The 26,226-nt window shown below is 38.6% G+C and carries 23 protein-coding genes; 12 read left to right on the forward strand and 11 right to left on the reverse strand.

All coding sequences use genetic code 11. The annotated features are described in order from the left end of the window. On the reverse strand, positions 1–1,017 hold a 1,017-nt coding region (locus tag BO18_RS30345), incomplete at its 3' end, for an anthranilate synthase component I family protein (RefSeq protein ID WP_034452626.1). A gap of 185 nt (positions 1,018–1,202) precedes the next feature. Between BO18_RS30345 and BO18_RS35280 the strand changes: the two genes are divergently transcribed. Then, a complete protein-coding gene (locus tag BO18_RS35280) occupies positions 1,203–1,376 on the forward strand; it encodes a hypothetical protein (RefSeq protein ID WP_185752646.1) in 174 nt (57 codons plus the stop codon). Positions 1,377–1,502: 126 nt separating this feature from the next. Beyond that, positions 1,503–2,120 carry a YgjV family protein gene (locus BO18_RS30350; protein WP_034452628.1) on the forward strand — a complete coding sequence of 206 codons (618 nt, stop codon included), beginning with the start codon at positions 1,503–1,505 and terminating at the stop codon, positions 2,118–2,120. Here the strand turns inward: BO18_RS30350 and BO18_RS30355 are convergent. After that, positions 2,117–2,356 (reverse strand): hypothetical protein, encoded by a 240-nt coding sequence (locus BO18_RS30355; RefSeq protein ID WP_051689325.1) that lies wholly within the window; start codon positions 2,354–2,356, stop codon positions 2,117–2,119. The genes BO18_RS30350 and BO18_RS30355 overlap by 4 nt on opposite strands. Positions 2,357–2,522: 166 nt before the next feature. Between BO18_RS30355 and pta the strand changes: the two genes are divergently transcribed. Both pta and BO18_RS30365 read left to right on the forward strand, forming a co-directional pair. After that, positions 2,523–3,506 (forward strand): phosphate acetyltransferase, encoded by a 984-nt coding sequence (gene pta, locus BO18_RS30360; RefSeq protein ID WP_034452630.1) that lies wholly within the window; start codon positions 2,523–2,525, stop codon positions 3,504–3,506. A 36-nt stretch (positions 3,507–3,542) separates the two neighbouring features. Beyond that, complete coding sequence (locus BO18_RS30365; RefSeq protein WP_034452631.1) at positions 3,543–4,892, forward strand: MATE family efflux transporter; 1,350 nt, start codon at positions 3,543–3,545, stop codon at positions 4,890–4,892. A gap of 28 nt (positions 4,893–4,920) precedes the next feature. Here the strand turns inward: BO18_RS30365 and BO18_RS30370 are convergent, their stop codons facing one another. After that, positions 4,921–6,318 carry a sensor domain-containing diguanylate cyclase gene (locus BO18_RS30370; RefSeq protein ID WP_034452632.1) on the reverse strand — a complete coding sequence of 466 codons (1,398 nt, stop codon included), beginning with the start codon at positions 6,316–6,318 and terminating at the stop codon, positions 4,921–4,923. A gap of 139 nt (positions 6,319–6,457) precedes the next feature. Here BO18_RS30370 and BO18_RS30375 point away from each other — a divergent pair, with 139 nt between their 5' ends. Then, the gene (locus tag BO18_RS30375) at positions 6,458–7,684 is read left to right on the forward strand and encodes an extracellular solute-binding protein (protein ID WP_034452633.1); all 1,227 of its coding nucleotides are present in this window, start codon (positions 6,458–6,460) and stop codon (positions 7,682–7,684) included. A gap of 41 nt (positions 7,685–7,725) precedes the next feature. On the opposite strand, the gene larC is transcribed toward BO18_RS30375, so the two are convergent. From larC to BO18_RS30395, 4 genes are all read right to left on the reverse strand, one after another. Further along, positions 7,726–8,964 (reverse strand): nickel pincer cofactor biosynthesis protein LarC, encoded by a 1,239-nt coding sequence (gene larC, locus BO18_RS30380; RefSeq protein ID WP_034452635.1) that lies wholly within the window; start codon positions 8,962–8,964, stop codon positions 7,726–7,728. A 15-nt stretch (positions 8,965–8,979) separates the two neighbouring features. Continuing rightward, positions 8,980–9,327: a hydrogenase maturation nickel metallochaperone HypA gene (gene hypA / locus BO18_RS30385; protein ID WP_034452637.1), complete on the reverse strand. Its 348-nt coding sequence runs from the start codon at positions 9,325–9,327 to the stop codon at positions 8,980–8,982. Between the two features lie 425 nt (positions 9,328–9,752). After that, on the reverse strand, positions 9,753–11,054 hold the full coding sequence (locus tag BO18_RS30390) for an ATP-binding protein (protein ID WP_034452639.1): 1,302 nt from the start codon (positions 11,052–11,054) through the stop codon (positions 9,753–9,755). Between the two features lie 43 nt (positions 11,055–11,097). Continuing rightward, positions 11,098–12,270 (reverse strand): replication initiation protein, encoded by a 1,173-nt coding sequence (locus BO18_RS30395; protein WP_034452642.1) that lies wholly within the window; start codon positions 12,268–12,270, stop codon positions 11,098–11,100. Between the two features lie 3,478 nt (positions 12,271–15,748). On the opposite strand from BO18_RS30395, the gene BO18_RS30400 reads away from it, so the two are divergent. Continuing rightward, the gene (locus BO18_RS30400) at positions 15,749–16,576 is read left to right on the forward strand and encodes a ParA family protein (protein ID WP_034452644.1); all 828 of its coding nucleotides are present in this window, start codon (positions 15,749–15,751) and stop codon (positions 16,574–16,576) included. Beyond that, the gene (locus tag BO18_RS30405) at positions 16,576–17,133 is read left to right on the forward strand and encodes a hypothetical protein (protein ID WP_034452647.1); all 558 of its coding nucleotides are present in this window, start codon (positions 16,576–16,578) and stop codon (positions 17,131–17,133) included. Before BO18_RS30400 ends, BO18_RS30405 begins: the two co-directional genes overlap by 1 nt. A gap of 80 nt (positions 17,134–17,213) precedes the next feature. On the opposite strand, the gene BO18_RS30410 is transcribed toward BO18_RS30405, so the two are convergent. Then, on the reverse strand, positions 17,214–17,498 hold the full coding sequence (locus tag BO18_RS30410; protein WP_022766405.1) for an HU family DNA-binding protein: 285 nt from the start codon (positions 17,496–17,498) through the stop codon (positions 17,214–17,216). A gap of 174 nt (positions 17,499–17,672) precedes the next feature. After that, the gene (locus BO18_RS30415; protein WP_034452649.1) at positions 17,673–19,028 is read right to left on the reverse strand and encodes an MATE family efflux transporter; all 1,356 of its coding nucleotides are present in this window, start codon (positions 19,026–19,028) and stop codon (positions 17,673–17,675) included. 146 nt (positions 19,029–19,174) lie between these two features. On the opposite strand from BO18_RS30415, the gene BO18_RS30420 reads away from it, so the two are divergent. The 3 genes from BO18_RS30420 to BO18_RS30430 all read left to right on the forward strand — a co-directional run bounded on the left by BO18_RS30420 (position 19,175) and on the right by BO18_RS30430 (position 20,663). Next, a complete protein-coding gene (locus BO18_RS30420; protein ID WP_034452652.1) occupies positions 19,175–19,543 on the forward strand; it encodes a response regulator in 369 nt (122 codons plus the stop codon). A 20-nt stretch (positions 19,544–19,563) separates the two neighbouring features. Further along, positions 19,564–19,968: an amino acid-binding protein gene (locus tag BO18_RS30425; protein WP_034452655.1), complete on the forward strand. Its 405-nt coding sequence runs from the start codon at positions 19,564–19,566 to the stop codon at positions 19,966–19,968. An 83-nt stretch (positions 19,969–20,051) separates the two neighbouring features. After that, entirely contained in the window at positions 20,052–20,663 is a 612-nt protein-coding gene (locus BO18_RS30430) for a sugar O-acetyltransferase (RefSeq protein ID WP_034452658.1), read from the forward strand. Positions 20,664–20,670: 7 nt separating this feature from the next. Here BO18_RS30430 and BO18_RS30435 read toward each other — a convergent pair whose 3' ends face one another. Then, positions 20,671–21,453 carry a class B sortase gene (locus BO18_RS30435; RefSeq protein WP_034452661.1) on the reverse strand — a complete coding sequence of 261 codons (783 nt, stop codon included), beginning with the start codon at positions 21,451–21,453 and terminating at the stop codon, positions 20,671–20,673. Positions 21,454–21,578: 125 nt separating this feature from the next. Between BO18_RS30435 and BO18_RS30440 the strand changes: the two genes are divergently transcribed. Together BO18_RS30440 and BO18_RS30445 are read left to right on the forward strand one after the other, a co-directional pair. Beyond that, entirely contained in the window at positions 21,579–21,986 is a 408-nt protein-coding gene (locus BO18_RS30440; RefSeq protein ID WP_034452664.1) for an ATP-binding protein, read from the forward strand. Positions 21,987–22,021: 35 nt separating this feature from the next. Next, a complete protein-coding gene (locus BO18_RS30445) occupies positions 22,022–23,008 on the forward strand; it encodes a helix-turn-helix transcriptional regulator (protein WP_034452668.1) in 987 nt (328 codons plus the stop codon). Between the two features lie 29 nt (positions 23,009–23,037). Here the strand turns inward: BO18_RS30445 and BO18_RS30450 are convergent, their stop codons facing one another. After that, complete coding sequence (locus BO18_RS30450) at positions 23,038–26,217, reverse strand: cellulase family glycosylhydrolase (protein WP_081861343.1); 3,180 nt, start codon at positions 26,215–26,217, stop codon at positions 23,038–23,040. Positions 26,218–26,226 lie beyond the last annotated feature (9 nt).

The raw sequence follows: 26,226 nt of genomic DNA on the forward strand, positions 1-26,226 counted from the left end.
TCCCAGATCCACCAGCATGTTGTGCTCTGCCAGCTCCTTTTCGTCTGCCAAAAGCTCTTTTTCCAGGGCTTTATCCTCTTCCTCGGTAGCTCCTCTTGGCCTGGTTCCAGCCAGAGGGAAGGTGTGCAGAACTCCATTTTCAAGCTTTACAAGAGTCTCAGGGGATGCTCCTGCCACCTCAACATCTGTTCCGGAAAAATAGAACATGTAAGGAGAAGGGTTTATAGTCCTTAGAACTCTGTAGGTATCAAAAAGACTTCCCTTAAAGGTTGCAGAAAGCCTGTTTGAAAGAACAATCTGGAAGATATCTCCCTCACGGATATATCTCTTGGCCTTTTCAACCATTTCACAGTATTCTTCCCTACTGAAAAGAGGTGTTACCTCACCTGTAAGAATGCCCTTTTCCTCAGGTTTTTTCTCCCCATTTTCTATAAGATCAACTATTCTTTCCAGCTCTTTTACAGCATCCGCGTAGCCTTTTTCAATATCGCTTGTTACGGCATTTGCAATAACTATTATCTTCTGTTTGACGTTGTCAAAAGCTATGACTTTATCAAAGAGCATCAGATCAAGATCCTTAAAGGCATCTGAATCCTCAACTTTTCTTCTGGCAGTAGGCTCACAGTAGCCATAATAATCAAAAGAAAAATAGCCCACTAATCCGCCGGTAAATGAAGGCAGATCCTCAAAATGAGGACTCTTAAAACCTCCCAGGATCTCTTTTAGGATCTTCCAGGGTTCAGTGGTCTTATAAACCGTATCCCCTGCTACCAGCTCCCCATCCTTGCAGGTTATTGCCATTTTGGGATCGTAACCTAAAAATGTATATCGTCCCCAGTACTCGTTGGCCTGGGCAGATTCCAGCATGTAACAATGATCAGACACATTTTTAAGCTTTCTGACCAGTTCAATTGGAGTAATGAAATCAGACAGGATCTCGCAGCTTATAGGAATGACATCATAGTTCCCGCCTGCTATTATCTCTTTAGCCTTCTCAAGACTTATTGATACCTTCACGTAAAACCCCCTTTTGCTCTTTAGCAAACTAAATCGTTAAATCAACATTTTTGACAGTATATCACAGAATCATACGATATTAATACTCTTTTTATAATTTCTTTAGTGGCAGTTACGGGAAAATAAAGATTTATAGGTTATGATATGAAAAATGGGTTTGTAAGATTACATGCGGAGATAAATAAATGGATAGTATGAAGTCTGTACATAAAGGCCACGAGCCTAAAGTAATTGATACGATCATATTCAACGGCAAATATGTAGATGCATCTGATTTCAGATCAAAAATTGTTACTGCATCCTGCGTATCTGCTTTTGTTGCATCTTTTGCTACGTTTATTATTCTTTTACTATCCTGATAAAAGTAGTCGGAAATACATTTATTGCACGAAAAAAAGCCGCTTGAACGGCTTTTTTCTATGTCCAAATTGGCATTTTATATTATAATAGGTAAGTACGAAAATAATATTTTTAGTGAGGTTTTTATGAATTCCAGTATGATCATTGAAGCTGTAGGTTATCTTGGATCAGCCCTTGTGCTGGTCTCTTTCCTGATGGTATCTGTCAGGAAACTCAGGATTGTTAACTCCATAGGAAGTGTAATCTTTACCGTGTATGCATTTATCATACACTCCTATCCAACAGCCATAATGAATCTTTGTCTCGTTATCATCAACATCTATCATCTTGTGAAGATGGGCAATACCAGTGAGAATACAAGGAACTATGACCTTGTAGAAGTATCTCCTGAAGATGGTATGCTGAGGTATACCGTTGACCGCTGTAAAGATGACATTGAAAAATGCTTCCCGGGCATTGACCTGGCCCTCAACAAGGCAAACCTTGCATATCTTATATGCTATCAGGGTTCCCCTGCGGGAGTCTTTGCAGGAAACAGAAATGACGATAACTCCTTCGACATTCTCCTTGATTATTCACTACCTGAGTTCAGGGACTTTTCTATAGGAGATTTTATCTTTTCAAAGCTACCGGCTAAAGGGATCACTTCTCTTACCTACAATGGACCGGACGAGTACCACAAGGACTACCTTAAAAAATATGACTTTGTAAAGAAAGAAAATGGATATCTGAAAACCCTTTAATTCTGATTTGCAGGGTCTGTCATCATTCTGATGGTCTCGATATCATTAGCTGTCAATTTGATGTTTGACTCCAGTGTCTTTCCCTCAGGAGTTGTTACCTTCATGGCAAAGACTGTTCCCTCCTGAAGCGCATTGTCCTTAACCGCATTAAGGAAGGGCAGGAACTTAGGATGATCCTGTTGGAAAGTCTGCATTCTTTGCTGCATTTGCATAAGAATCATTGGGTTCATATTCATAGTGTTACACCTTTCTTTTTGTTAATTTATTCCCAATCATTTTACCGTCAAATTTGAGTGAAATCAAATTATTTTTAAAATCCTTGCACTATAATTACTCTTCGCAGCAGAAATGTATGCGCTTACATCAGAACAAATACCTGATACATATAAGGAGGAAAAATAAATGTACGGATTTGGTGATATGATTCAGAAACTTAAGCAGAACCCTAAGACAATCGTCTTCCCAGAGGGCTCAGATCCAAGAATTCTCGAGGCTGCTTCTCGTCTTCTTGCAGGAAACTTTATTAAGCCTATTCTTCTTGGAAACGAAGCAGAGATCAACAAGGCAGCTGAGGACGCTGGTTACAACATTCGTGGCGCTCAGATAATAGATCCCGATAACTATGACAAGTTCGACGAAATGGTTGCTGAGTTCTGTGAACTTAGAAAGAGCAAGGGAATGACTCCTGAAAAGGCTATTCCTATGCTTAAGCAGACAAACTACTTCGGAACCATGCTTGTAAAGATGGGTCTTGGTGACTGCCTTCTTGGTGGAGCTACTTACTCAACAGCTGACACTGTTCGTCCAGCTCTTCAGATCATTAAGACAAAGCCTGAGAACACTATCGTTTCTTCATGCTTCATCCTTGTTCGTCCTTCAGCTACAGGCGAGAACGAGGTAATTGCAATGGCTGACTGCGGAATCAACATCAACCCTAACGAGGATGAGCTTGTTGAGATCTGTGGCGAGACAGTTAACTGCGCACAGCGCTTCGGCGTAGATCCTAAGGTTGCATTCCTTTCATTCTCAACAAAGGGATCAGCTAAGGATGATACTGTAACCAAGATGCAGAACGCTACAAAGAAAGCTCAGGAGAAGTATCCAGAGATTCCTATCGACGGAGAGCTTCAGTTCGACGCAGCTGTTTCTCCTCGTGTAGCTAAGCAGAAGGCTCCTGGTTCACCTGTTGCAGGACACGCAAACACATTCATCTTCCCTGATATCAACGCAGGTAACCTCGGATACAAGATTGCACAGAGAATGGGTAACTTTGAGGCTTATGGTCCTATCCTTCTTGGTCTCAATGCACCAATCAATGACCTTTCACGTGGTTGCAACGCTATTGAGGTTTACTCAATGGCCATCATTACCGCTTCTCTTGCTTGATAGATAACTTATATTTGTTATATAACAGGTAAAAACATGGCAAAATCCTCTACAATGGATATGACACAAGGGCCCATACGCAAAGAGATGATACTTTTTGCGCTCCCCTTGCTTGCCGGAAACATTTTTCAACAACTATATAACACCATCGACAGTGCTGTTGTGGGCCGCGTAGTGGGCCCAGAAGCGCTCGGTGCAGTAACAAGCGTGGCCCCTGCTATAACCACGCTTGTTGGTTTTTTTATGGGATTTTCCACAGGAGCAAGCGTAGTTATCTCCCATAATTTTGGCGCCAGGCAGATAAAAGAGCTAAGAAAAGCGGTTCATACAGCTCTTTTATGTACGCTGATAATGGGCTTGGTCTTAATGGCTTTTGGCTACTTCATTACTCCGTCGCTTCTGACCTTCATGGCAACTCCAACAGAAGTTATGCCTCTTGCCACAATTTACCTGAGGATCTACTTTCTTGGCATCTTAGGGCTCATGTTCTATAATATCGGCTCTTCCATACTAAGAGCCGTAGGAAATTCCATGATGCCTCTGGTATTCCTGATTGTCACCTCTGTTCTTAACACTATCCTGGATATTGTTTTTGTTTATTTCTTAAAAATGGGCGTTTCAGGAGCAGCCTATGCTACCATAATTTCGCAATTTGTGTCAGCTACGCTGACAATACTGGTGCTCATTTTCAGTAAGGAATGCTACAATGTCAGGTTCTCCGAGCTTAAGATTGACAGACACTCCCTTGATCAGATTATAAAGATTGGATTACCTGCCGGCTTCCAGATGGCCGTTATCTCATTCTCCAATCTGTTCGTCCAGTCCTATATTAATAGATTTGGCAAAGACAGCACCGCCGGATGGGGCACCTATGGCCGTATAGACAACTTTGTAATGCTTCCTATGCAGAGCATAGCCATGACAGCCACAACATTTGTGGGCCAAAACGCAGGAACCGGAAATATCACCAGGATCAAGCAAGGTATTAGAGAAGCTCTTTTCCTGGCAGGCATCTGTACAATAGCACTTGTTATCCCTGAGTTTATTGCGGCTCCAAGGCTTGTTTCCTGGTTTAACACCGATCCTGAAGTAATTCGATATGGAACACTTTTTATCAGAATGAATTGTTGCTTTGACATTCTTTGTTGCAGTAACCAGACTCATGCAGGAGTGCTTAGAGGTGTAGGAGATGCAAAAGCCCCAATGTTCATAATGATGGGCTCCTTCGTAGTATTCAGACAGATCTTTTTGTTTGTAGTTTCCCACCTTACAGCTTCGATCTACCCAATAGCCATAGCATATCCGGTTGGATGGCTAATGTGCAGCATAATAATGTTTATCTACTTCAAAAAGAGCGGATGGGAAAAAAGAGTAGCCACCACATAACGTGATGACTACTCTTTTATTTGTTTTATTAACTTGAGTGGCGTCTTTCGTGGGCCTTATAATAGGTGGCCTTATCCTTGTACATGGCTTCATCGGCCTTCTGGATGAGTTTTGAAAGACTTGAAGAGTCTTTTGCCCACACATGCCCTATTGCAACCGTTTTGTCCTTATCTTTAGCTTTTAGCTTATTTACCAGTTCCTCGAATTTATCCTTCTCTATCTCGGGAACAATAGCAATAAATTCATCCCCGCCTATTCTGAAGCAGTATTTTTTCTTAAATACAGACGAGAAGACGGTTGCCATACTGCAGATAATCTTATCTCCAGCTTCATGACCATTGTCATCGTTAATGGTCTTTAATCCGTTAATATCAGCGTAGCAAACCCCAACAGGAGATGACAGCTCGGATAGCACCTTAACTGTTTCATTTAAGGAATATCTGTTACCCAAACCTGTAAGAGCATCATGTCCACCGAGATACATGAGTTCTTCGTGAAGCTCATGGTTCTTTATCTGAGAGGAAATAAACGCAGCTACTGTCTCCATAACCAAGGACATGTCCATGTGAAGCTCCAGCTTATAATTCACAGCTATAAGGAAGCCCATAAGCTCATCCTTATCCTTCAGCTTCGCCACAATAAATCTGGAGCACCTTCCGGCAAGATGGTCAGTATATAACTCTGGATACTTATCCATTATGGACGCAGTATCATTCATATAAAAAGAATTATCCCTGCCCATCCTTTTTGTAAGAATAGCACTCAGATCATACTGTTCAAAGACTTTTTTTGCAGAAAAATCATTGGCGCTGGACTTGCTGACCCATTCATAAAAATCTTTTGAATAAGCATCCTTGGTGCGCACCACGTATACTCTGTCCGCTTCGATAGTCTGTCCGATCTTCTTTAAGACTCTTTTCATTCCCTTATTAAAATCAGATGTGGAAACAGCCTTTGCACACTCAATAACCAGCTCATTTGTGTTGGATTTATAAATCCTGTCCTCTTCATCCCTCTTATCCGCAGTTACATCATGGATAATGTACGCACAAAAGCCCTTACGATACACTGGAACAGCCCAAAATTCAAACCATTTATCAAGCTGGCTGTTATATGTCCTATTTATGGAAGACTGCCTTAAAATGGCCGCCTGATAGCTAAATCTGATCCAGTCCTCATCCTGATTGGACACAGTAGAATAAAAAGTGGATCCCACAAGCTCAGCTGTGGTTTTCCCTGTCATTTTTGCATACTTTTCGTTTACAAATAAAAACAGCATATCTTTAACTGTTCCAAAGGGATCTGTCAAAACCTTAAATATACAGCATGGATCCGGAAGATCTTTAAGCATATATAAAATATCACTGGCAGAAAATTCAGCCTCGGATGCATATCCTATTTTACCTTTGCTGTTTGTTGAACGCATGTCTTATCTCCTTGTGCCTGTAGTATTTAATCACAAAAATACATATAAATTATACTACAAAGTTAATCATAATATTATTTATATTTCACAATTAATAGTTCGAAATATGATAAAATTTATGTATTATGGAGGGCGAACTATGGAAAATCGAAGAAAAATTCTCGCATTTACGCTGATAACCTGTATGATACTCAGTGTTTTCGGCTGTTCTTCGCAAAATAATACCTCTTCCGGACCTGTCATTACTATCGCAGCTAGAGACGGGTCTCATTCAGATGTTATAAATGCAGTTAAGACAGATTTTGAAAAAGATAATAACTGCACTGTAAATGTTGTATCTCTGGGCAATTCCGAACTTCACGACTCCATAATAGAAGAAGCCACAAAAGAAACCGGAAAGTATGACATCATCATGATCGATGATCCTCTGATGCCTGAATATATTGAGAAAAAAGTTATTACCAATCTTACAAAGCTTGGCTACGCTGATGATGAAGACTTTGTTGAGAAATCAAGGCTCCTTGGAAAGGACCCTTATCCCCTTGGCGCTACCTATTCTCTTCCATTTTCAGGCAATGTACAGCTTATCTTCTACAATTCCACAGTTATCACTGATGAATCTGTATTTGATAACTGGGACAGCATTCTTACAGCATGCGAAAGCGTTAAAACTGAAGGGACAAATGGATATGCCATAAGAGGCCAGAGCGGAAATCCTATCGTTTCTGACTTCCTCCCTATCCTATGGGCCTTTGGAGGAGACCTGTTTGATGAAAACAACAAGGTGATCCTTGACTCAAAGGAAAGCCGGGATGCCTTAGAGTTTTATTGTAAGCTATATGAATCCGGCGATAATTATGCAAAGGACGATCTAGTAAACGCTATTAACTCCGGAGAAGCCGGGGTTTCCCTGGGATGGCCCTCCTGGTTTGTCACAGGAGAAGGACCAACAGCCTCCATTGCCCAGATTCCGGGAAAAAAGGATGCATCTTCTGAGGTATTACCAACCGGAGAGATTGGAAACTGGCTTCTTGGAATAACTGAGAATTCTGCCAATAAAGAACTTGCACTTAAGCTGGCTGTGTATCTTACAAGTACAGATGTCCAGAAAAAAGCACTGGATTATGGGGGAATTCCCACAAGAAAGAGTGTCTTTAAGGATAAAACTGTATTGGAAAAATATCCTTACTTCAATCAGGTATATAGCGGAACCAACAACTCCAGGGTTCGCCCCCGTACAACAAAGTGGTCCCGTATAGAGGATGTCTTTGGACAGGAACTTGTTAAATGCATCGAAGGTACACAGTCCGTTGATGATACTATCAAAAAGTCCAGTGAAGCAATCTCTGAACTTGCAAATGAATAAGATTTATTTCCTGCCGTCCCAGTGTGAGGACGGCAGGTTTTTTATTTCTCCAGCTCTTTTCTAAGGCTCATGATTGATCTGCCTGTTCTTCTGGCTATGCCTGCAAGATCCTCATATTCAAGCTTCTCACGCTTAGTACCGTAGCCAAAAGCTCTTTTAACCTGCATTTCTCCATAAGGGGTATCTATCTTTTCCACCTCTCTTGAGAGAATATAGCGGTTACTCATGCTTTCACGTACTCCAAGCGTTGTAGTATGTCTGAATATACACCTGATCAAAGCTTCCTTCTTATCCTCTTTGCACATGCAAGTCAAAAGAAATCCTGATCTGTTCTTTTTCATATCAATCGATATTGTATAAACATCGACAGCTCCTGCATCAAATAGCATTTCTTTTGCAAAAGCAAGCTCCTCAGGAGTCATATCATCTATATTACAGGAAAGTTCAACAATCCTGTCTATATCTTCATTTACCTCACCAAGCAGTGCTCTTACACAGTTTGCCTGTTCAAAGTCCTTTTTGCCCATTCCATAGCCGATCTTTTCCATAGCCATAACCGGCTGCGAGCCAAACTCAAAGGCAAAATATTTAACCAGAGCTGCACCTGTTGGGGTACAAAGCTCACCTGTCACAATGTCACTGGAATAACTGGGGATTCCTTTTAGTAAAAGAGCTGTGGCAGGAGCAGGAACAGGAAGGATTCCATGGGCAGTCTTAACCTGACCACTTCCCACATTTATCGGAGACACAATGACTTTATCCGGATCCAGCTCATGCATCAGAAAGCATGCAGCTGCAATATCTGCTATGGCATCCAGATTTCCAACTTCGTGGAAATGGATCTCAGAGATCGATGTTCCATGGACCTCACTTTCTGCCTCTGCAAGTATCTCATATACCTCTCTTATGTCACTTCTAACTTCTTTGGATAAATTAAGTCCTTCTATAATTTCCTCGATCTGCCTCGGCGTTCTGCTATGTCCATGTTCATGATGATGTTCCACGTCGCCGTTACTGTCTTGATGATCATGATGGTCATGATCTTTATGATGATCTGGAACATCTTCACTTGTCTCTTCTTCTCCGTCGATCAAAACAGTCAAATGGCCCCCTTTAATTCCGCATTTCATTGCCTCATCAAGCCTGAATCTTACCTTGGGGATATTTATTGCATTGAGCTCATCAACCAGCTTTTCTTTATCATCAAAAAGTCCAAGAAGAGATGATGCAAGCATATCTCCCGCTATGCCCATTTTGCACTCCAGATATAATACTTTCATCAGCGACCACCTTTCTCAATCTTCTATTACGACGTTCTTTAGTGTTACACCCTTTCCCTGGATAATATGTGCTTTTCTTCCTCCGCACACAGGGCAGAGATAATGATTCTCTCTTGTAGGGAAGTATTCACTCCCGCATTCTTCACATAAAGCTTTTACATCTACTTCTTCACAAATAAGCTCTGCGCCTTCTAAAATAGTGCCTTTAGATGCATCAGGATAATATTTATGCATATAATATGGCATTACGCCACTGGTTTTACCAATTTCAACCTCTATTTTCTTTACCTTTTTTGCATGGTTTTCTTCTGCCACCTCAAGCGCCATGGATACCATCCTGGCTATGTAGCTCATTTCGTGCATTATTCTTCTCCGCTTATTATTTCATATTTTATCATCATTTTATTACAATTTAATTGATTATGCTTGTTTTTTTGCAATAAAATAGTATGTAGGAGGTGGATTATGGCTCATAATGTGGTAATAAATTGTGTTGGATGTGGCAGATCTTTTATCGCAAGAAACAGTAGTAATCCTTTCTGCTGTAAGACCTGCAAGATCAGATATTCTTATCACTATAATTTCAAATGCAAAGAATGCCGTAATGCCTCCTGTGAAGTCCGAAACAATTCACTTCAGGGTTGTGCCTTTGATTGTCCAAACCTAAAGTGGAATCCATGATTATACTCATTTCCAGATCAAATAAGGCTATGGCGTAATGCCATAGCCTTTTATATATCTCTCATATGTTTTATAATATCTATATGTTATATATGATATATGTTTTTTTATTTCCCTAGTAAATAATTAACAAATTGCTGTGCTGTTCTGCCTGAAATGCCGCCGTGATACATCTCCCATCTGTCAGCTTCAAGCCGTAATTCCTCTTCCGGCATATCTATTCCATTTCTCGCCGTAAGCCCCCTTACAATATCATAAAATTCCTGCCTTGAAGGCTTGTAGTAGCCAATAGTAACACCAAATCTGTTGGCCAGTGAAAGCTTCTCTTCCATGGTGTCAGAACGATGAATATCTCCATCCTGTTCCACATCACTTCTGTCTCTCCAGGTCTCCCTGATAAGGTGTCTTCTGTTGGATGTGGCATATATCAGGATATTATCCGGTTTAGTCTCTACACCACCCTCAATTACAGCCTTTAAGAACTTATAATCGGACTCATCCTCCTCAAAAGACAGATCATCCATATATATGATAAATTTATAGTTTCTGTTCTTGATCTGGGCTATAAGCTGAGATAAAAGCCTGAATTGATACTTATATATCTCGATCATCCTCAGACCATCATTGTAGAATTCATTGACAATTGCTTTAATACTGGTAGACTTTCCTGTCCCACTGTCACCAAATAAAAGCACATTATTGGCTTTTTTACCTTCAACAAAGGCCTTCGTGTTAGCTATCAGTTTTTCCTTCTGAATCTCATATCCAATAAGATCCGAAAGTACAACAGTATCCATGTTGTTTATAGGGTTAAATTCTACGTATCCCCCTGAAATCTCCCGGATTCTAAAGGCTTTATTAAGGCCAAAAGCCCCAACTCCAATCCTTTTATAAAAGGCCGTGACTATATTAAAGAATTTGTCATCAGTTTGAGCTTTTTCCAGCTCTTCGCTTAATGCCCTGACCTTTTCGCTTACATTGCCATTATACATAAGCTCTGGCTTTTCTATGGCTTTGTAATTTGTTATGCAGGTGAAGCAATCGATTCCCAGGGCTTTTTCCAAGCCTGAAAAATCAAAATTGAAAAGCTCCCTGAAAGCATGAAAATCATTGGTAGCAAAGTGATTAACGCTGCCATCCTTACTTCCAACCTTTTCACAGGTCAGACTAAATGGGTTTTCATCCATTATCATCAGGTAAGTCAGATAGTTATGCCACAAATTCTTATCAAATGCACAGTCAGTGCCAAGCTCTAATATGCGCTTGATCTGTCTATAGCATCTGGTGATAAGATCTTCTTTTTTGTAGCTGCCACTATTAAAATCCCTATAGACATCGGACAATTGTAAAAGTATCGAATCTGTCGGTAAATCCCCATAAATAAGCAGCTTTGCCACTATTTTTTCCATATTACCCTCCGACTATTTATGTTATATAACATAAATAACATATTCAATTATCCAACAGTTTCTTTTCTAATTCCTCAAAATCGTAACCAGCATGCTGTTCCATCGGGTTAAAAGAGCTGTTTACTGCCTTTTTAGGAGCTCTCTTACTGGAATAATACTCATTTTTGATGCAATCCTTCATGAAAGCTATAGGTACTTCAACCGTAGAACTATAGCTCAGCATATAATTGTAGGCCTTCTCGATCTTGTCATAATCATAACCAGCAAATTCAGCAATTTCCCTGATTTCACGAAATTTGAAATCATCATGCATAAGATCTGTAAGATCATCCAGTATGTCATCTCTATTTACCTGAGGAGCCTTTGTTTCTTTTATAACCTCTGCCCCCTTCTTGGTAACGAAAAATCTGATCCTAACAGTCTTTCTTCCGCTTTTTACAGGCTCATATTCTACCTGAAGGCTGGTCTTTTTATTTAACTCATCCTTCGCCTTTGAGAGTACATTCCTGTTAAATATCTTATACTCTTTATACTTTGTCTGACCGGTTTTTTCAGCAAATTCATCTATCCTGTCATAGTCAGGAAAATCCTTTTCAAGCTCCGCCTTAATTTCCTTACTGCCACCGGAATTTATGATTCCAAGTTCAAGTTTAAGCTCTGTAAGGAAGTATTCTATGACAAGTTCACCCTGACGCTTAGTTACTGCACTCTGGTAATCATATGCAGACTTAAGCATCTCATATAATCTCAGGGAATAGACACTCTTAAGACTTAAGGTGTCAGAAAGGCTCAAAACGGTATAATCTTTCTGCAGATTGATTATCTTGTCCGTAAGTGAGTTATTATATCTAAGGGTAAGGGTTCCATTCTTAAAAGAGGCATCTGTTACAACCTGATGTGCCTCGATCTTTCCATTTTCCTTATCCTTCATCAAAAGATTCCAGTCAAAAATAGTAGCTCCTTTAATCTGTCTGTCACAGAGGGCTTCTATATGCTCATATAAGGATCCGGAGCTGGATTTAAACATTTTCCTTAGCTCAGTACCATAAATAGTAGCTACAACGTTATTCGTCTCATCAACTTTAATATTCTGCATTCCTATGGCAAAAAGCTTCTGGCTCAGCGCAGTACCTTTTCCCATAGCATTGATGAGCTCATTTGACTTTCTATAGCTCTTATTGCTTATAATAAGCTCATCCCGCTTCTCTCGTTCCATATCTCCCCACATTCCTTTTTTGTACACCTATGGTATAATGATTTCGTTCCTTTTCTTTACACCTTTAGATGATAATTCATTAAATAACATTCCCTTTTTGTAAACCTTATCTCTATTATATTCCCTTTCTTGTCACTTACAAGCACTTTTTCCCAATATTTTGTATATTTTCCTCGCTTTAAATACAAATAATCTTGACTTGTTTAGTCATAGTACTTTGCTTCCCTTTTTGTGCACCTTTCAGATTGTGCATCCCCTTTATGTACCCTTTTGACCAATCCAGAAAAACTATATCGGTCAATTTTATGCCCTTTTTAGTCACCCTTCGAGCACTTTTTAGACACTCTTTAAGCCTATTCTGTTAATGATTCCCTTTTTGGTCACCTTTAATAGTTTTTCCAAAAGCTATGATCTTTGAAATTACCGCATTTTACTGGCTTTCGCGCCACTTTCATTTTTTTTGCTCATATTTAATATTTGATCCTAACATTCCCTTTTTAGTCACCTTTGTGAAAATGATGATTGTTCGGGCCATATCTAACTACTTCTTCATGTATTTAGCATCATTCAGTACCAGGATTATTCTAACGGCTATCTTTATATTCCAGGAGAATAATAAGCATATTCTTTATACCAATAATATCCTCTTCAGGCATAATATATCCAAAATACTCGTTTTAGGGTTGTTTATGGATCTTTTACTCAATTCTGGAAGATTTACTCGATAAAATAAAAAAAAGGCCCAAATTGGCCTATATTATACATTCCCTTTTTGTTCACCTATGTCTTCCCTTTTTAGTCACCTTTATTATATGATCCAGATATGATCCTCCCGAAAGCCCCATATTTACTGGGCTTTTGTCAGTGCACCTGAGCATACTAGGACAACTCTATGTAGTTCCCTTTTTAGTCACCTTTGAATCCCTATTTTAGTTCCTTGACGCCCCTAAATGTTTACCTTGTAATCATCTCAAATCTTCCCGTTTCTATAACGCTATTACCCCTTTTTATACACATTTAATACCTAAAAAATACCTTTTTTATGCCCTTTTTGTACACCTTTCCAGTGCAAAAACCGCTTGAAATAAGGGCTTTATGGAGTCTAAATTAATTAATCAATTGTCTGTTTTAATATAAAATAAAACAACAAAACCTGCATAAGTAAGAAATATATAATTTTATATATAAAGGATATCAGAAATAAGATCATAATAACAATAGCTTTGAAATGAATAATGCCATATTTTCAGGATATTTAAACATTAAAGCAAGACAACATTCAAAAACCACTTTAAAACTTGCAATCAACTTGCAACTTTAAAAGTGGTTTTTCTACGTTTATTATAAAATATATAACATTTTATATAAATATTTAATTATTAAATGTAACTATAAAAATCTTTGATAACACACGATATAATATTTATAAAATCCATTATTAATAAGATAATATTTGCACGAAATTTTATGATTAGATAACATATAAATCTAATTGTTTTTATAATAATTCTTTCTTTAAATATTTTATAACATAAGGCTTAATGCTTTAATTACTATGTAACATTTTAACATATATCAAATTTTGCAAAATCAAAATATTGACTGATTAGGTAAATTTCTATGTTTGCAATTTCGTTTTTGATTATTATTGTGCAGATTAATTAAATCTAATATTAATTATACTTTAGCTTTGTGTGTTTTGCTGATTAGATACCATGTGTAATTAAATGGTTAGTCTATATTTTTCTTTTCTATATTGCAACTAATCCTGCAATTCATTGTTTTTTGTAGCCACTGATTTTTTTGTATTTCACTGGACTCTGTATTCATGCGGTTTCATTGCATATCTTTCGATCTTATAGCACCTTGCACCATATCGCTATGAAAGTTTAGACTTTTTTAATTTTTTGTTTATCAATATTTCATCTATTCTTTACTACTATTTCCCTCTTGGGTGCTATGAATATTGAAATATAACACTTTTGCTTAAAAACGCTACTTATCTTGATGAATATTAATATAATTTGCTTGATTTCCTATCATTTCATTTCCTTTTCTTTGGATTTTCCATTATTTATGTCCAGAGGCCTATTGGATTGGATCTGGCTGTGAAAATTACCCCTGATTACTCTCTCATTTCGGCTTTTTATTTATATTTCATAACAAATAAAACATATATTATTTATATCTGATATTTATTATATCAAAAATATTTATTAAATACAATGCATTTATGATATATCTAATCTCTAACATAAATATAATACATACTATTTATTATACATTTAATGTATTTATGAATAATATGATGTATATGATATATTAACCATATAGGATATATATGATATTGAATAATCACAAATCATATTTAATTTAAATACAATATGTAAAGCATATTGCGCATATACAATCAATATGATATAGATGATATATAACGTAAATGTGAATGCTATAATCCATAAAACATGTATAATATGTATAACATATATATTTATATAACATATATAATTGTATCATATATATATGTTATATACATATATTTTGCATATGTTTATTATTTGCGTCAGTGGAATTATAATATAAATATAAGATATATATCATATACATATTATAGAGAGTATATGTATAAATGGTTCAAATATAATACATGGAACATGCTCGAGAATAAAGAATATTATATGAAATAAATATTATATATAACATAGATAGAATATATTGCATGATAGCATTATGATTATAAAAATTTGAAGACCATGCAGCCAGAAATAATTATTTAAAGATCTTAAAAACCTGAAAAGATGCTTGAAATCAGGGCCTTTATAAAATTCCATTGATTAAAGAATATATAACATATATATGAATATGGCTGATTATATACTTTAAGAGAGACAGAAGTTGGGATCATTTCATGAGAAAGTATGCTGAAAATAGGGGATATTAACCAGTTACCTTGATCGAAGAAAGGATAATAACGGATATAGTGCTGGAAAACGTAGAAATAAATGAGTAAGGACGCCTGACAAGGGTAATGAAAGAACAACACAGCATATAATATATAATATATATATACTATAAAAAATTCCAGAAAATAAATTCAACCTCGGTAAATAAAAAAGAAAAAATGGTGATGATATATATAACATATATAATAAAGATTACAGAATAATATTCTGTGACATAAGGGACTAAGAAAAAAATCAAAAAAGTATATTATATGTAATATATGTGTTATATAACTGATTTGTTAAGATGAAAAGCCTGAAGTAGAATTAGGCGAGCATATATGATATATAACACATATATCAATTGGCCAAAGCAAAACAAAGCCAATATATAATATATGTTATATAACAATAATATCATATATTTATTATATCCATCATATTACATATTGAAAATAAATAAGCCTTAAGATATAATTAAAAAGGTAGAGAAGATACAGATATAACAAATATATGATATATATCAGGGAGGAATTATGCGTATAGTAGCTTTCAGCAACCAGAAAGGTGGAGTTGCTAAAACGACATCCAGCTATGCAATGGCGGTTGGACTTGCTAAAAGGGGAAACAAAGTCCTTGTAGTGGACGCAGATCCACAGGAAAACCTTTCAATGACAGCGGGAATTGATCTTAATGCGATTGATCCGGATCCGGAGGATGTTGAGGCATTATCACCGGAACAGCAGGAATATTTCCTTAAAAACGTTCCTGCTAAGCTTTTTGAGGTTATGAGAGGGGAAAAGGATATAAATCAGGCAATTATTCCGATTTCAGAGAATCTTGACCTTATAGTGGGTGGAATCGACCTTGCTTCAGCAGATATGACATTTGGGGATTTAGGAAGAGAAAGACTGATAAAATCAGCTTTTAGTAAGCTTAAAAAGGAATATGATTACTGCATATTTGACTGTAGCCCTGCACTAGGTGTTGTTCTTATGAATATCCTTACAGTTGCTGATGAAGTGGTTATTCCTCTTGAACCGGGCGCTTACTCACTCCAGGGACTATCAAGACTATATAAGTTTATAGAGCAGATACATGAATTTACTAATGATAAGCTCAAAATCGATGGAATTCTTGTTACAAAGGTAAGAAATACAGCCAATTCAAAGATATGGATAAATGACATCGAAGAAAAGGCTGAAATGCTTGGCACAAAGGTATATAAGTCAAAAATCAGGCTTAATGTATCAGTTGAAGAGGCTCAGACGATGAAGATGGATATTTTCGAATATTCTTCCGGATCTGCAGCTGCTAGAGACTATGACGACTTTATTGATGAATTCCTGGAGGAGGATGAGTGATGGCTAGTAAAGCGAGTATGTTAAAACAGGGTGCCAATAAAACTGGAAAAGGATTATTTAATGGAATGGCTCCGCTGAATGTCAGAGAAGAAGCGGTTCCAAAGCAAGTTGAAGTAACAAATGTTATTCCAAAAGAAGAAAAAGTGACTGAAGCAGTCAAGGAAATTCAGGAACCAGTAGTTGAGACTCCTATACAGGAAAAAGAAATAGCACCTGTAGTTGTAGAAGAACCAATTCCTGCACCAGTAGAGGAACCAAAGCCTGTTGTAATCGAAACTCCGACTCCAAGAGAGGAAATTAATGTAGAAATTAATAAAGCTAAAAATGCTGATAAAAAAGCGGCTGAAAAGCCTGCAAGCAGATACGAAAAGGAAAAGTTCCTTCTTCTGGATGTAAGAGGCTACAGAGATTATGTTGAGCATATGGCTAAGGCGGCCAATATGTCAGCTACGAAATATATCAGAAATCTTATTCAGCAGGATATGGATAAGAATTTGGACATTTATGAGGCTCATAAGGCTCTTGAAGAGAAACTTAAGGGTAGAACAGGAAATTGATCAAAAAAGCCCAAATATGGACGAATATGGCCATTAAAAAACCCCTGGACAAAAGTCCAGGGGTTTAATGTTAACTGAAATTATTTCTTCTTGCCGTTAACAGCATCCTTAAGAGCCTTACCAGCCTTAAACTTAGGAACTGTAGCTGCAGGAATCTTGATAGCTGCGCCAGTCTGAGGATTCTTACCAGTTCTTGCTGCTCTCTTAGCAGTCTCGAATGTACCGAAGCCTACAAGCTGTACTTTGCCTTTCTTCTTAAGCTCTTTTGATACAGCATCTGTGAAAGCCTTAACAGCCTTTTCTGAATCCTTCTTTGAAAGACCAGTTTCCTTTGCGATAGCATCAACAAGTTCAGTTTTATTCATGGTTTATACCTCCCTCAAATTGAGTTATTTAACTACAAAAAGAATTTTACACCTTATTTATGCCCATCACAATAGATGAAATACGAAAAAATGCCAAAAATTAGAGTGTTTTTTAGTGCATAATTCTGAAAAAGCGCTCAGCTATTGACTTTTAATAAAATCAGGGTTACAAAATCAGAGTTTTGCTACAGTTCCTCTATACAGCTTAAGGAAAAAGTAGGAGGACAGCGCAAGAGAAGCTAACTCAGCAATAGGAAAAGCCCACCATACTGAGTTTAATACACCAGTCTGGGCTAAAAGCCAGGCTGCAGGTATAAGTACAACAAGTTGTCTTCCAACTGATATGATCAGAGAGTAAATGCTCTTGGAAAATGCCTGGAAAATTGAACCCATAGCAATACATATTCCTGCCAGAGGGAATGAGAGGCAGATAGTTCTAAGAGCGGGAACACCAATAACAAGTAGCTGACCAGATGCTTTAAATAAGCCAAGTAACTGCTCAGGGATTGTAAGGAAGGTTATGGTACCAACAAGCATGATGCTAAGTGCCAGAACCAAAGCAAATTTTAAAGAATCTACAATTCGTTTTTTCCTCTTTGCACCGTAATTGTATGCTAAAACAGGGATAAGACCATTGTTCAGACCAAATACAGGCATAAAGAAGAAGCTCTGAAGCTTGAAATAAACTCCAAAAACAGCAGTGGCAGCATCAGAGAAGGTACTTAATATCAGGTTCATCAGGTAAGTCATTACTGAACCGATGGACATCATCAGTATTGATGGAACGCCAACAAAGTATATTTCCTTGATGATATCAACTTTGGGTGAAAGTATATTCTTTATAGAGAATATAATCTCTTTATTGTACTTGAGGTTACAGAAAAGACCTATGGAAGCGCCTACAAACTGACCTAAAACAGTGGCATAAGCAGCACCTGCAACGCCAAGTTCAGGGAATGGACCTATTCCAAAGATAAGAAGTGGGTCAAATATGATGTTTATTATTGCTCCTGTAGCCTGAGAAAACATACTATAGATGGTCTTTCCAGTAGACTGAAGTAGTCTTTCAAAGGTCATCTGGAAGAAAATACCTGCAGAAAGACAGCAGATAATTCCAAGATAAGTGGTTCCATACTCGATAATAAGAGGATTTTCGGTCTGTGACGCAATAAATGAGCGGACATAGAATATACCAATAAGCAAAAAGATAATGAAGTTAAAAAATGTCAGTAAAAGACCGTTATTAGCTGCAGCGTCAGATCTGTCAAATCTCTTTTCCCCTAGGGATCTGGACAGGAGAGCATTAATACCAACGCCGGTACCAGAACCGAGAGCAATCATAAGATTCTGCATAGGGAATGCTAAGGTAACAGCAGTAAGAGCTGAAACATGGTCGCCTATACGTGATACGAAAATGCTGTCTACAACATTATAAAGGGCCTGAACCAGCATTGAGATCATCATAGGCAGTGACATGGAGATTATGAGCTTCTTTACAGGCATTACGCCCATCTTGTTTTCTTTGGTCATGATAATTCCTTTTCTTTATTACAAAATGTTACGGAAAAGAAGTATACCATGTATAAATGATATAGGCTAGTAAAAGAATTATTAGTTGTGATAAGATAGTAAAGAAGACTTTTCTAATAGCTGGTTATTGTGGTGAAGGAGACTATATGCGTAAAAAGGTACTTATAGCTGATGATACTACATTAATGAGAGAAATGATGAGGGGAGCGCTTCCTGCTGAGGATTATCAGATTGTTGGAGAGGCAATCTCAGGTGACAAAGCCATAGAAATGTACAAGGAAACACAGCCTGACGTAATGCTTCTGGACATCAATATGCCCAAGATGAATGGTATTGATGCTCTCACAGAGATCATGAAGATCGATCCTAATGCAAAAGTCATTATGTGTTCAGACCAGAAATACGAGTCTATGATCATGATGGCACTTAAGAAGGGCGCTAAGGACTTTGTTATTAAGCCTTTTACTTCCTATGACATCCTTCTTGCGGTGAAAAAGCTCTTCAATGAGGATTAACGACAGAAAGAGAGAGACAGATGCTTAAACAGATATCAATCTATGCAGAAAATAAGAAAGGATGCTTTCAGAATATCACAGGGCTCCTTGGAAGTAATGGGATAAACATCCTGGGATCAGTTACAAATGATTCTGCAGAATATGGAATAATAAGGATGGTAGTTTCGGACCCTGATAAATGCCTTGAGGTTCTGACAAACAACGGTTATATTTGCAAAGGCACGCCGGTTCTTGCTGTTGAGTGCCGAGATGAAGTCGGTGCACTTGATAACATTCTTAAGACTCTTTATTCCAGCAATATTAACGTAAATTACATCTACCTTTCTTTTAACAGAGATTCAGGACTTCCTATCATGGTAATGCATACCGATGATATCGTTCAGGTGGAGAATATATTGATAAACAAAGGCTATAACTGCATTTGAGGTATATGAAAAGAGAGCGGTGGCTCTCTTTTTGTTTCCTTGCGAAAAGATATATAACATACATATAATATATAGAGGTGAATATGACTCAATACGAAAGAATGAAAGCTGGTCTTATCTATGATCCAGGCGATGAAGAGATAATGAAAGAACAGATGCCCTATTTGGATAAGCTTTGGGAATTTAATAACCTGAAGCCTTCTGAGACTGAGAAAAAGGAAAAGTACATGAAGGAGGTTTTTGCTGAATGTGGAGAAAACTGCTACATTGAGCTACCCTTCCATGCCAATTGGGGCGGAAAGAATGTTCATTTTGGGGACAGTGTTTATGCCAATTTCAATCTTACGATAGTTGATGATGGCGAAGTATATATTGGGAATAAGGTCATGTTTGGACCAAATGTGTGCATTGCTACGGCGAATCATCCTATAAACGCGGAGCTTCGTGACAGAATGCTTCAGTATAACAAGGAAGTTCGTATAGGAGACAATACCTGGATTGGAGCAGGAGTCATCATTGTTCCGGGAATTACTATAGGCAGTAATACAATAATCGGCGCAGGAAGCGTAGTCACCAAGGATATCCCTGATAATGTGGTTGCTGTGGGAAATCCCTGCAGAGTCCTTCGCGAAGTTGGTGAACACGACAAAGAATACTTCTACAAGAATGAGAAGATTGACTGGGAGAATCTGTAAAAGAGCCTTATTTCAGATCCCAGGAATTGATCTTGGCGGCGTGAATAACGAATCTTTTGCCGCTTCCGGTACTGCCGGAGCAAGTTGAAAGAGTCAGGATTGAAGGACGATCACTTAGATCAAGATCGTCAGGTTTTGCATAGGCTGTATGTGTTGAGATGAAGTTGATGAATTCATCATATTCCTCATCGTCAGTTACGACAGAATATGCATCACTGCCAACTTTTGTGATATAGAAGGCAAAAACCTCATATTGATACACATTGGTGTCGGTGTATACGTAAATGTAGGGATTTTCGGCGATGGCGTCGCGGTTTTCGGACTGGGCAAGCTGTTTGAGTTTACCAAACATAGAGCCATTTCTCATATTGTGACCGAAAATAATGTCATGCATTCCGTTAAAATCGGGATCACTGAGAACATCAGTAAAAAGACATCCGGATTTATTTACAGTTCCATCAAAAGTTTTATGGATATACTCATTTATCTCAGTTTCGTGCACAACAGGATAGTTGATGCCAAAATAGGGGAAATACAGCCAGCCAACATAATCAGCATTGATAGACTTTAGCTGGTTATAATTGATATAAAGAGGTGGATATGTGGCTCCTTCAGGAAGATCATTGCTATCGCCCATGGTTATGGTGTCATCTGCGAGGGTGGAATACTCAGAATCTGCAATCCGGTACTGCTTATTATCTCTGTATAAACAATAAGATTCATAAATAATTATCGCTATACAGATAAGGACCACAACAAGTCGAAATTTCGGGTTTCTGAGCACGTTCATGGACAATAATTCCTTTCCTCGGGTAAAAAGCCCATAAAAAATTTTAAAATATAATAACGATTTTTGCAATTATGCACTATAATTAAAATATGGGTAACGAAAATCCGAACACAAAGGAATACAATATGAAAGAACTGAAGATTGATGCGCTGGTAGAAAATCTAGACCAGGTTCTTGCTTTTGTTGACGCTGAACTTGAAGCAATGGAGTGCTCTATGAAGACACAGATGCAGATTGATGTGGCTGTGGAGGAGCTTTTCGTTAATATAGCTAGTTATGCGTATGCTCCTGAGACAGGGGATGCGATTATTGGTGTGGAATCTTTTCAGGACCCCCAAAGAGTGGAGATAACCTTTATTGATGAGGGAATAGAGTATGATCCTCTGAAAAAAGAAGATCCTGATGTTACTTTGGCTGCAGAGGAAAGGCAGATTGGCGGCCTTGGTATATACATGGTAAAAAAGAGCATGGACAACATGGAGTACAAGCGTCAGGACGGAAAGAACATTCTGAAGATCACCAAGAATTTATAAAAACTAATGTTATTGTATAAACGGAGGATTTATCTGTGCCTAAGGGTGCAAATCAGAAGTTAAAACTGTACTATTTATATAAAATATTGCATGACAAAACTGATGACGACCATAAGCTTACGATGCCTGAATTACAGGAGCATCTTGCAGCTTATGGCGTTTCTGCTGATAGGAAAAGTCTCTATGATGATGTTGATGCCTTGAGGCTTTTGGGGTATGACGTCATTGGCGAGAAGGATGGAAGAAACTTTTATTATCACATGGGAACAAAGGAGTTTGAAATTGCTGAATTAAAGCTCCTGGTAGACGCCATCCAGTCCTCTAAGTTTATTACCGAGAAGAAGTCTGGAGAGCTGATAAAAAAGCTTACTTCACTTGTAAGCGATTATGAAGCCTCTCAGCTTAAAAGACAGGTTGTGGTCCAAGGCCGTATAAAGACCATGAACGAAAGTATCTACTACATCGTAGATGAGATCCACAGCGCCATCAGTAATAATCACAAGATAAGATTTGATTATTTTAAATGGAATGTGAAAAAAGAGATGGTCCTGCGCAAAGACGGTAAATATGAGGTGAGTCCCTGGGCTCTTACCTGGGATGATGAGAATTATTACCTTATAGCCTATGATTCTGAGGCAGACAAGATCAAACACTTCCGTGTGGACAAAATGCGAGGTATCGAAATCTGCGAGGACAGAAGAGAGGGAAAAGAGCATTTTAAGCAGTTTGACATGGCAGCCTATGCCAGAATGAATTTTGGCATGTTTGGTGGAGAAGAGGTCAGGGTCAAGCTGAAATTCAAGGATGAGCTTGTAGGAGTCCTTATAGACAGGTTTGGAAAGGACATTACCATAAGACCTTCTGATAAAGAAGGATGGTCTGAAGCCAGCGTAAATGTTGCTTTAAGCAATCAGTTTATGGGGTGGATCTTTTCTTTGGGAACAGATATAGTTATTGCTGAACCCAAAGAGGCCGTTGACTGGTTTACAAAGGATATAAACTCAATCAAAGACCTCTATTAGTACTTAATTATGATTTTAAAACATGTTGCTCATTGCAGAACGCGATGGGCAATATTTTTTATGAGATGGCTTATTATACCGTAATCACGCTGCAGTGACTGAGGAAGGGACGGAATCCTGTCGTAAAGTACCTGTAGATATTCGTGCCAATCCTCCTTGAAATCAAGGATCTCAATTGAATACACTGCTGATGGTCCTGAACGGGAAGGATTTATACCTGTTACTACACCGTCAACTGAAGCTTTTGCACTGTATCCATCAATTTCAAGATTGACGTAGTCACCTATAGCCAGATCAGGGGCTTCATCCAGGAATATTTTAAGGTTATGTTCAGTAAGATAGGTTGTAACGCCAAAGAATTCAGCGCCATCCTTCTTGTTGTGTATTGTCGCCATTTCTGCGTCCACAACGTGGACTGCCTCACTGTCACCATCTCTGCCACTTGCCAGGAAGATGGACATTATCAGGAAGTACAGATTACGAACAAGCCAGAATAACAGGATAACCAGGCCTAGGGACTGTATTCCTTTGAAGGTCAAAATGGACCGGATTATACCAAATAGACACAAAGCTATAAGGATAAGGAAAGGCCTTATGACCTTAAGGTCAATCTTACGTTTGATGGTCTTCTTACTCTTGTCTGTTACAGCAAACTTCTTTGTGGTTATACCAAGCATCTCTTTGATAATGGGAACCAGAAGATATGGCATAACACTTGTTTCGTAAATTCCGCTCCATTTCAGTGATACTGCATTGTTACTAAAAGCACGCAGGCTCAGGTCCTGTAATATATACATAGGGAACCAGAATAGCAGAAGATCTACCCAGCTGCACTTAAACACCAGTATGGCGAATACAGCAAAAACAAGCGGAGAGAGGATATATATCATGTTTTTGATGGGGGAGTACCAGTAAACGACGGAACTCCAGTAGCTTATTCGCTGAGCAAAGGACAGACCTTTTCTGGTAAATATGTGGAGCTGTTTGGCTGTGCTGATAACTCCTCGGCCCCAACGTATTCTCTGTTTGATATGCTCTGCCAGAGTGTCAGGAGTCTTTCCGCTGGCCAGAGGCTCAGGAAGTGCAAGCGATACATAGCCGTTGGATTCTATCAAAAGACCTGTTGCAAAATCTTCTGTGATGGACTCGGTAAAGAATCCTCCTATGTCATTCAATGCCCTCCTTGAGAGGACTGTGTTTGAACCACCGTAAATAACGCTGTTAGAGGCTGTTTTAGCCACTTCAATGGTTCGGTAGAAGAAATCCTGCTCATTAGGTGCAGTTTTCTCAGAATAGAGCGCATACTGGAAAATATCGGGTTCATAGAAGCACTGAGGGGTCTGTAAAAGACCAAGATATGTTCTTTCACCTTCAGGCTTGTCTGCATTTCTTTTCTCCACATCAACAAAATATGGAATGGTCTTAAGGAGAAAATCGCTTTTAACCATCATGTCTGCGTCCAGAGTAACTATGTATGGAGCATTTGTAAGGCCCATGGCATGATTCAGGTTTCCTGCCTTAGCTCCGCTGTTATCAGGGCGATCAAAGTATCCAACCTCCATCTGTTCTGCCAAAGCACGCATAGTAGGGCGTCTGTTGTCATCGCAGACCCAGATGTGCACCTTGGATTTATCAGGATACTCCAGGTGTTTGCAGGCATTAATAGTTCTTTCCAAAAGGTCATTTGGCTCGTTATATGTGGCTATAAAGATATCTACGTCGGGATACTCTTCGTCAGCTATTTGGGGGAGAGGATGCTTTCTCATTCCCATAAGGTGCATATAAAGGGAAAGAGACTCTACAAATCCAAACATTTCTACAAAAAGCAGGATCAGGTTAGCTCCTACTGCAAGTGGACCGGATTCTACAGGTACAGAGAAAGCAGCCCTCCAATAGAGGTAAATTATGGTGAAGAAAATGCTTATAAGAAGCACCAGTATTCGAAGAGCGTTATAAAGACGCTCTTTAGGTGCATAGTTATTTTTAATGGTTCCGGTTATTGTGTCATAGGTCGGATGTTTACGAATAGAGTAGGCCCGGAACAGAAGCAGTAAAATAACAATTGCTATCTGCGCAAGTAAGACATACAGCGCGATTTTGGGCCATCTTTCCAAGGTTAGATGGTCTCTGAGGGTAAGGGTGCTTGTTATCCAGGATGGGATAAAGTTATGTTCATTCTTGGAAGGAATAATAGCAATTTCATCAGGTTTTTCTCCGATAATGAGCTGCTTTGCCCAGTATCCTGCAGGAGTGAGATTAGCATCTGTAAAGGAGTACTGTGGATCATAATCCGGGTAGAACATTGCGGAGGTCTCATCCTTGTTGGAAAAACTCCAGATAGTATAGCTGATGCCTCTGTCTCGAAGTATATTGAACCATACACCGGCAGCTTCATAATCTATAGGGCCATCTCCGCTTGCCTCAGTAAGACCACATTCAGAAATGAATACCGGAAGTCCTCTTTCAAGGCCCTCTAAAAGCTCAGCCTGAAGGTCTTCCTTGTGAGAACCTGCGTAAAAGTGAAGGGCGTACATAACGTTATCGTAGGGGAGCGGCTTTCTTGCTGCAGCCATAAGTGTTCTGTCGTACACAGGAGTTCCTACGATTATCACAGCTTGTGGGTTATGTTCCCTGATCACAGGAATTACCTTTTGGGCATAGTTGTATATATCTGTCCAGGTGGTTTCACCGTTGGGCTCATTACAGATTTCAAATATGAGGTTGGGACAACTGGGATAACTGGTGGATATTTCCTGGAAAAACTCCAGCGCAAAGTCAAGACGCAGGTTGGGATTTGCGTCCTCAAGAACGTGCCAGTCGACAATGACGTACATATCATTTTCTATGGCATAATCTATTCCCTGTTTTACAAGTGCAACCGAATCATCTTTTGCCCGAATATACATATCTGTATAAAGGGGGAGCCTGACAAGGTTACAGTTCCATTCCTGACTCAGCTGCTTAAAGTGAGTTTTGCTCACAAATTCAGGGAACCAGGACAGACCATGAAAACTTACTCCTCTAAGGACTACATCTCTTCCCTTTTCGTCAATGAGCTTAGTGCCTTTAACAGAAAGACTGCCATTATAATAAGGCTTTGCATGAAGATAGCTTCCTGCATCTGCTGAAACTGTAATAGGCCTCACCAGTAAGGCTACAGTGAGGGATAGTAGAAGTATTGAGGAAATAAGTCTGATAGCTCTTTTCATTAGAGGGAC

The sequence above is a fragment of the Butyrivibrio sp. AE2032 genome (assembly GCF_000702965.1).

What these genes read in the sequence shown, in the direction of transcription:
- BO18_RS30430 (WP_034452658.1), top strand. Translation starts at nt 20,052, where the DNA reads ATGACTCAATACGAAAGAATGAAAGCTGGTCTTATCTATGATCCAGGC.
- BO18_RS30355 (WP_051689325.1), bottom strand. Translation starts at nt 2,356, where the DNA reads ATGAATATGAACCCAATGATTCTTATGCAAATGCAGCAAAGAATGCAG.
- pta (WP_034452630.1), top strand. Translation starts at nt 2,523, where the DNA reads ATGTACGGATTTGGTGATATGATTCAGAAACTTAAGCAGAACCCTAAG.
- BO18_RS30370 (WP_034452632.1), bottom strand. Translation starts at nt 6,318, where the DNA reads ATGCGTTCAACAAACAGCAAAGGTAAAATAGGATATGCATCCGAGGCT.
- BO18_RS30420 (WP_034452652.1), top strand. Translation starts at nt 19,175, where the DNA reads ATGCGTAAAAAGGTACTTATAGCTGATGATACTACATTAATGAGAGAA.
- BO18_RS30390 (WP_034452639.1), bottom strand. Translation starts at nt 11,054, where the DNA reads ATGGAAAAAATAGTGGCAAAGCTGCTTATTTATGGGGATTTACCGACA.
- BO18_RS30410 (WP_022766405.1), bottom strand. Translation starts at nt 17,498, where the DNA reads ATGAATAAAACTGAACTTGTTGATGCTATCGCAAAGGAAACTGGTCTT.
- BO18_RS30365 (WP_034452631.1), top strand. Translation starts at nt 3,543, where the DNA reads ATGGCAAAATCCTCTACAATGGATATGACACAAGGGCCCATACGCAAA.
- BO18_RS30435 (WP_034452661.1), bottom strand. Translation starts at nt 21,453, where the DNA reads ATGAACGTGCTCAGAAACCCGAAATTTCGACTTGTTGTGGTCCTTATC.
- hypA (WP_034452637.1), bottom strand. Translation starts at nt 9,327, where the DNA reads ATGCACGAAATGAGCTACATAGCCAGGATGGTATCCATGGCGCTTGAG.
- larC (WP_034452635.1), bottom strand. Translation starts at nt 8,964, where the DNA reads ATGAAAGTATTATATCTGGAGTGCAAAATGGGCATAGCGGGAGATATG.
- BO18_RS30405 (WP_034452647.1), top strand. Translation starts at nt 16,576, where the DNA reads ATGGCTAGTAAAGCGAGTATGTTAAAACAGGGTGCCAATAAAACTGGA.
- BO18_RS30415 (WP_034452649.1), bottom strand. Translation starts at nt 19,028, where the DNA reads ATGACCAAAGAAAACAAGATGGGCGTAATGCCTGTAAAGAAGCTCATA.
- BO18_RS30440 (WP_034452664.1), top strand. Translation starts at nt 21,579, where the DNA reads ATGAAAGAACTGAAGATTGATGCGCTGGTAGAAAATCTAGACCAGGTT.
- BO18_RS30425 (WP_034452655.1), top strand. Translation starts at nt 19,564, where the DNA reads ATGCTTAAACAGATATCAATCTATGCAGAAAATAAGAAAGGATGCTTT.
- BO18_RS30350 (WP_034452628.1), top strand. Translation starts at nt 1,503, where the DNA reads ATGAATTCCAGTATGATCATTGAAGCTGTAGGTTATCTTGGATCAGCC.
- BO18_RS30400 (WP_034452644.1), top strand. Translation starts at nt 15,749, where the DNA reads ATGCGTATAGTAGCTTTCAGCAACCAGAAAGGTGGAGTTGCTAAAACG.
- BO18_RS30450 (WP_081861343.1), bottom strand. Translation starts at nt 26,217, where the DNA reads ATGAAAAGAGCTATCAGACTTATTTCCTCAATACTTCTACTATCCCTC.
- BO18_RS30375 (WP_034452633.1), top strand. Translation starts at nt 6,458, where the DNA reads ATGGAAAATCGAAGAAAAATTCTCGCATTTACGCTGATAACCTGTATG.
- BO18_RS35280 (WP_185752646.1), top strand. Translation starts at nt 1,203, where the DNA reads ATGGATAGTATGAAGTCTGTACATAAAGGCCACGAGCCTAAAGTAATT.
- BO18_RS30395 (WP_034452642.1), bottom strand. Translation starts at nt 12,270, where the DNA reads ATGGAACGAGAGAAGCGGGATGAGCTTATTATAAGCAATAAGAGCTAT.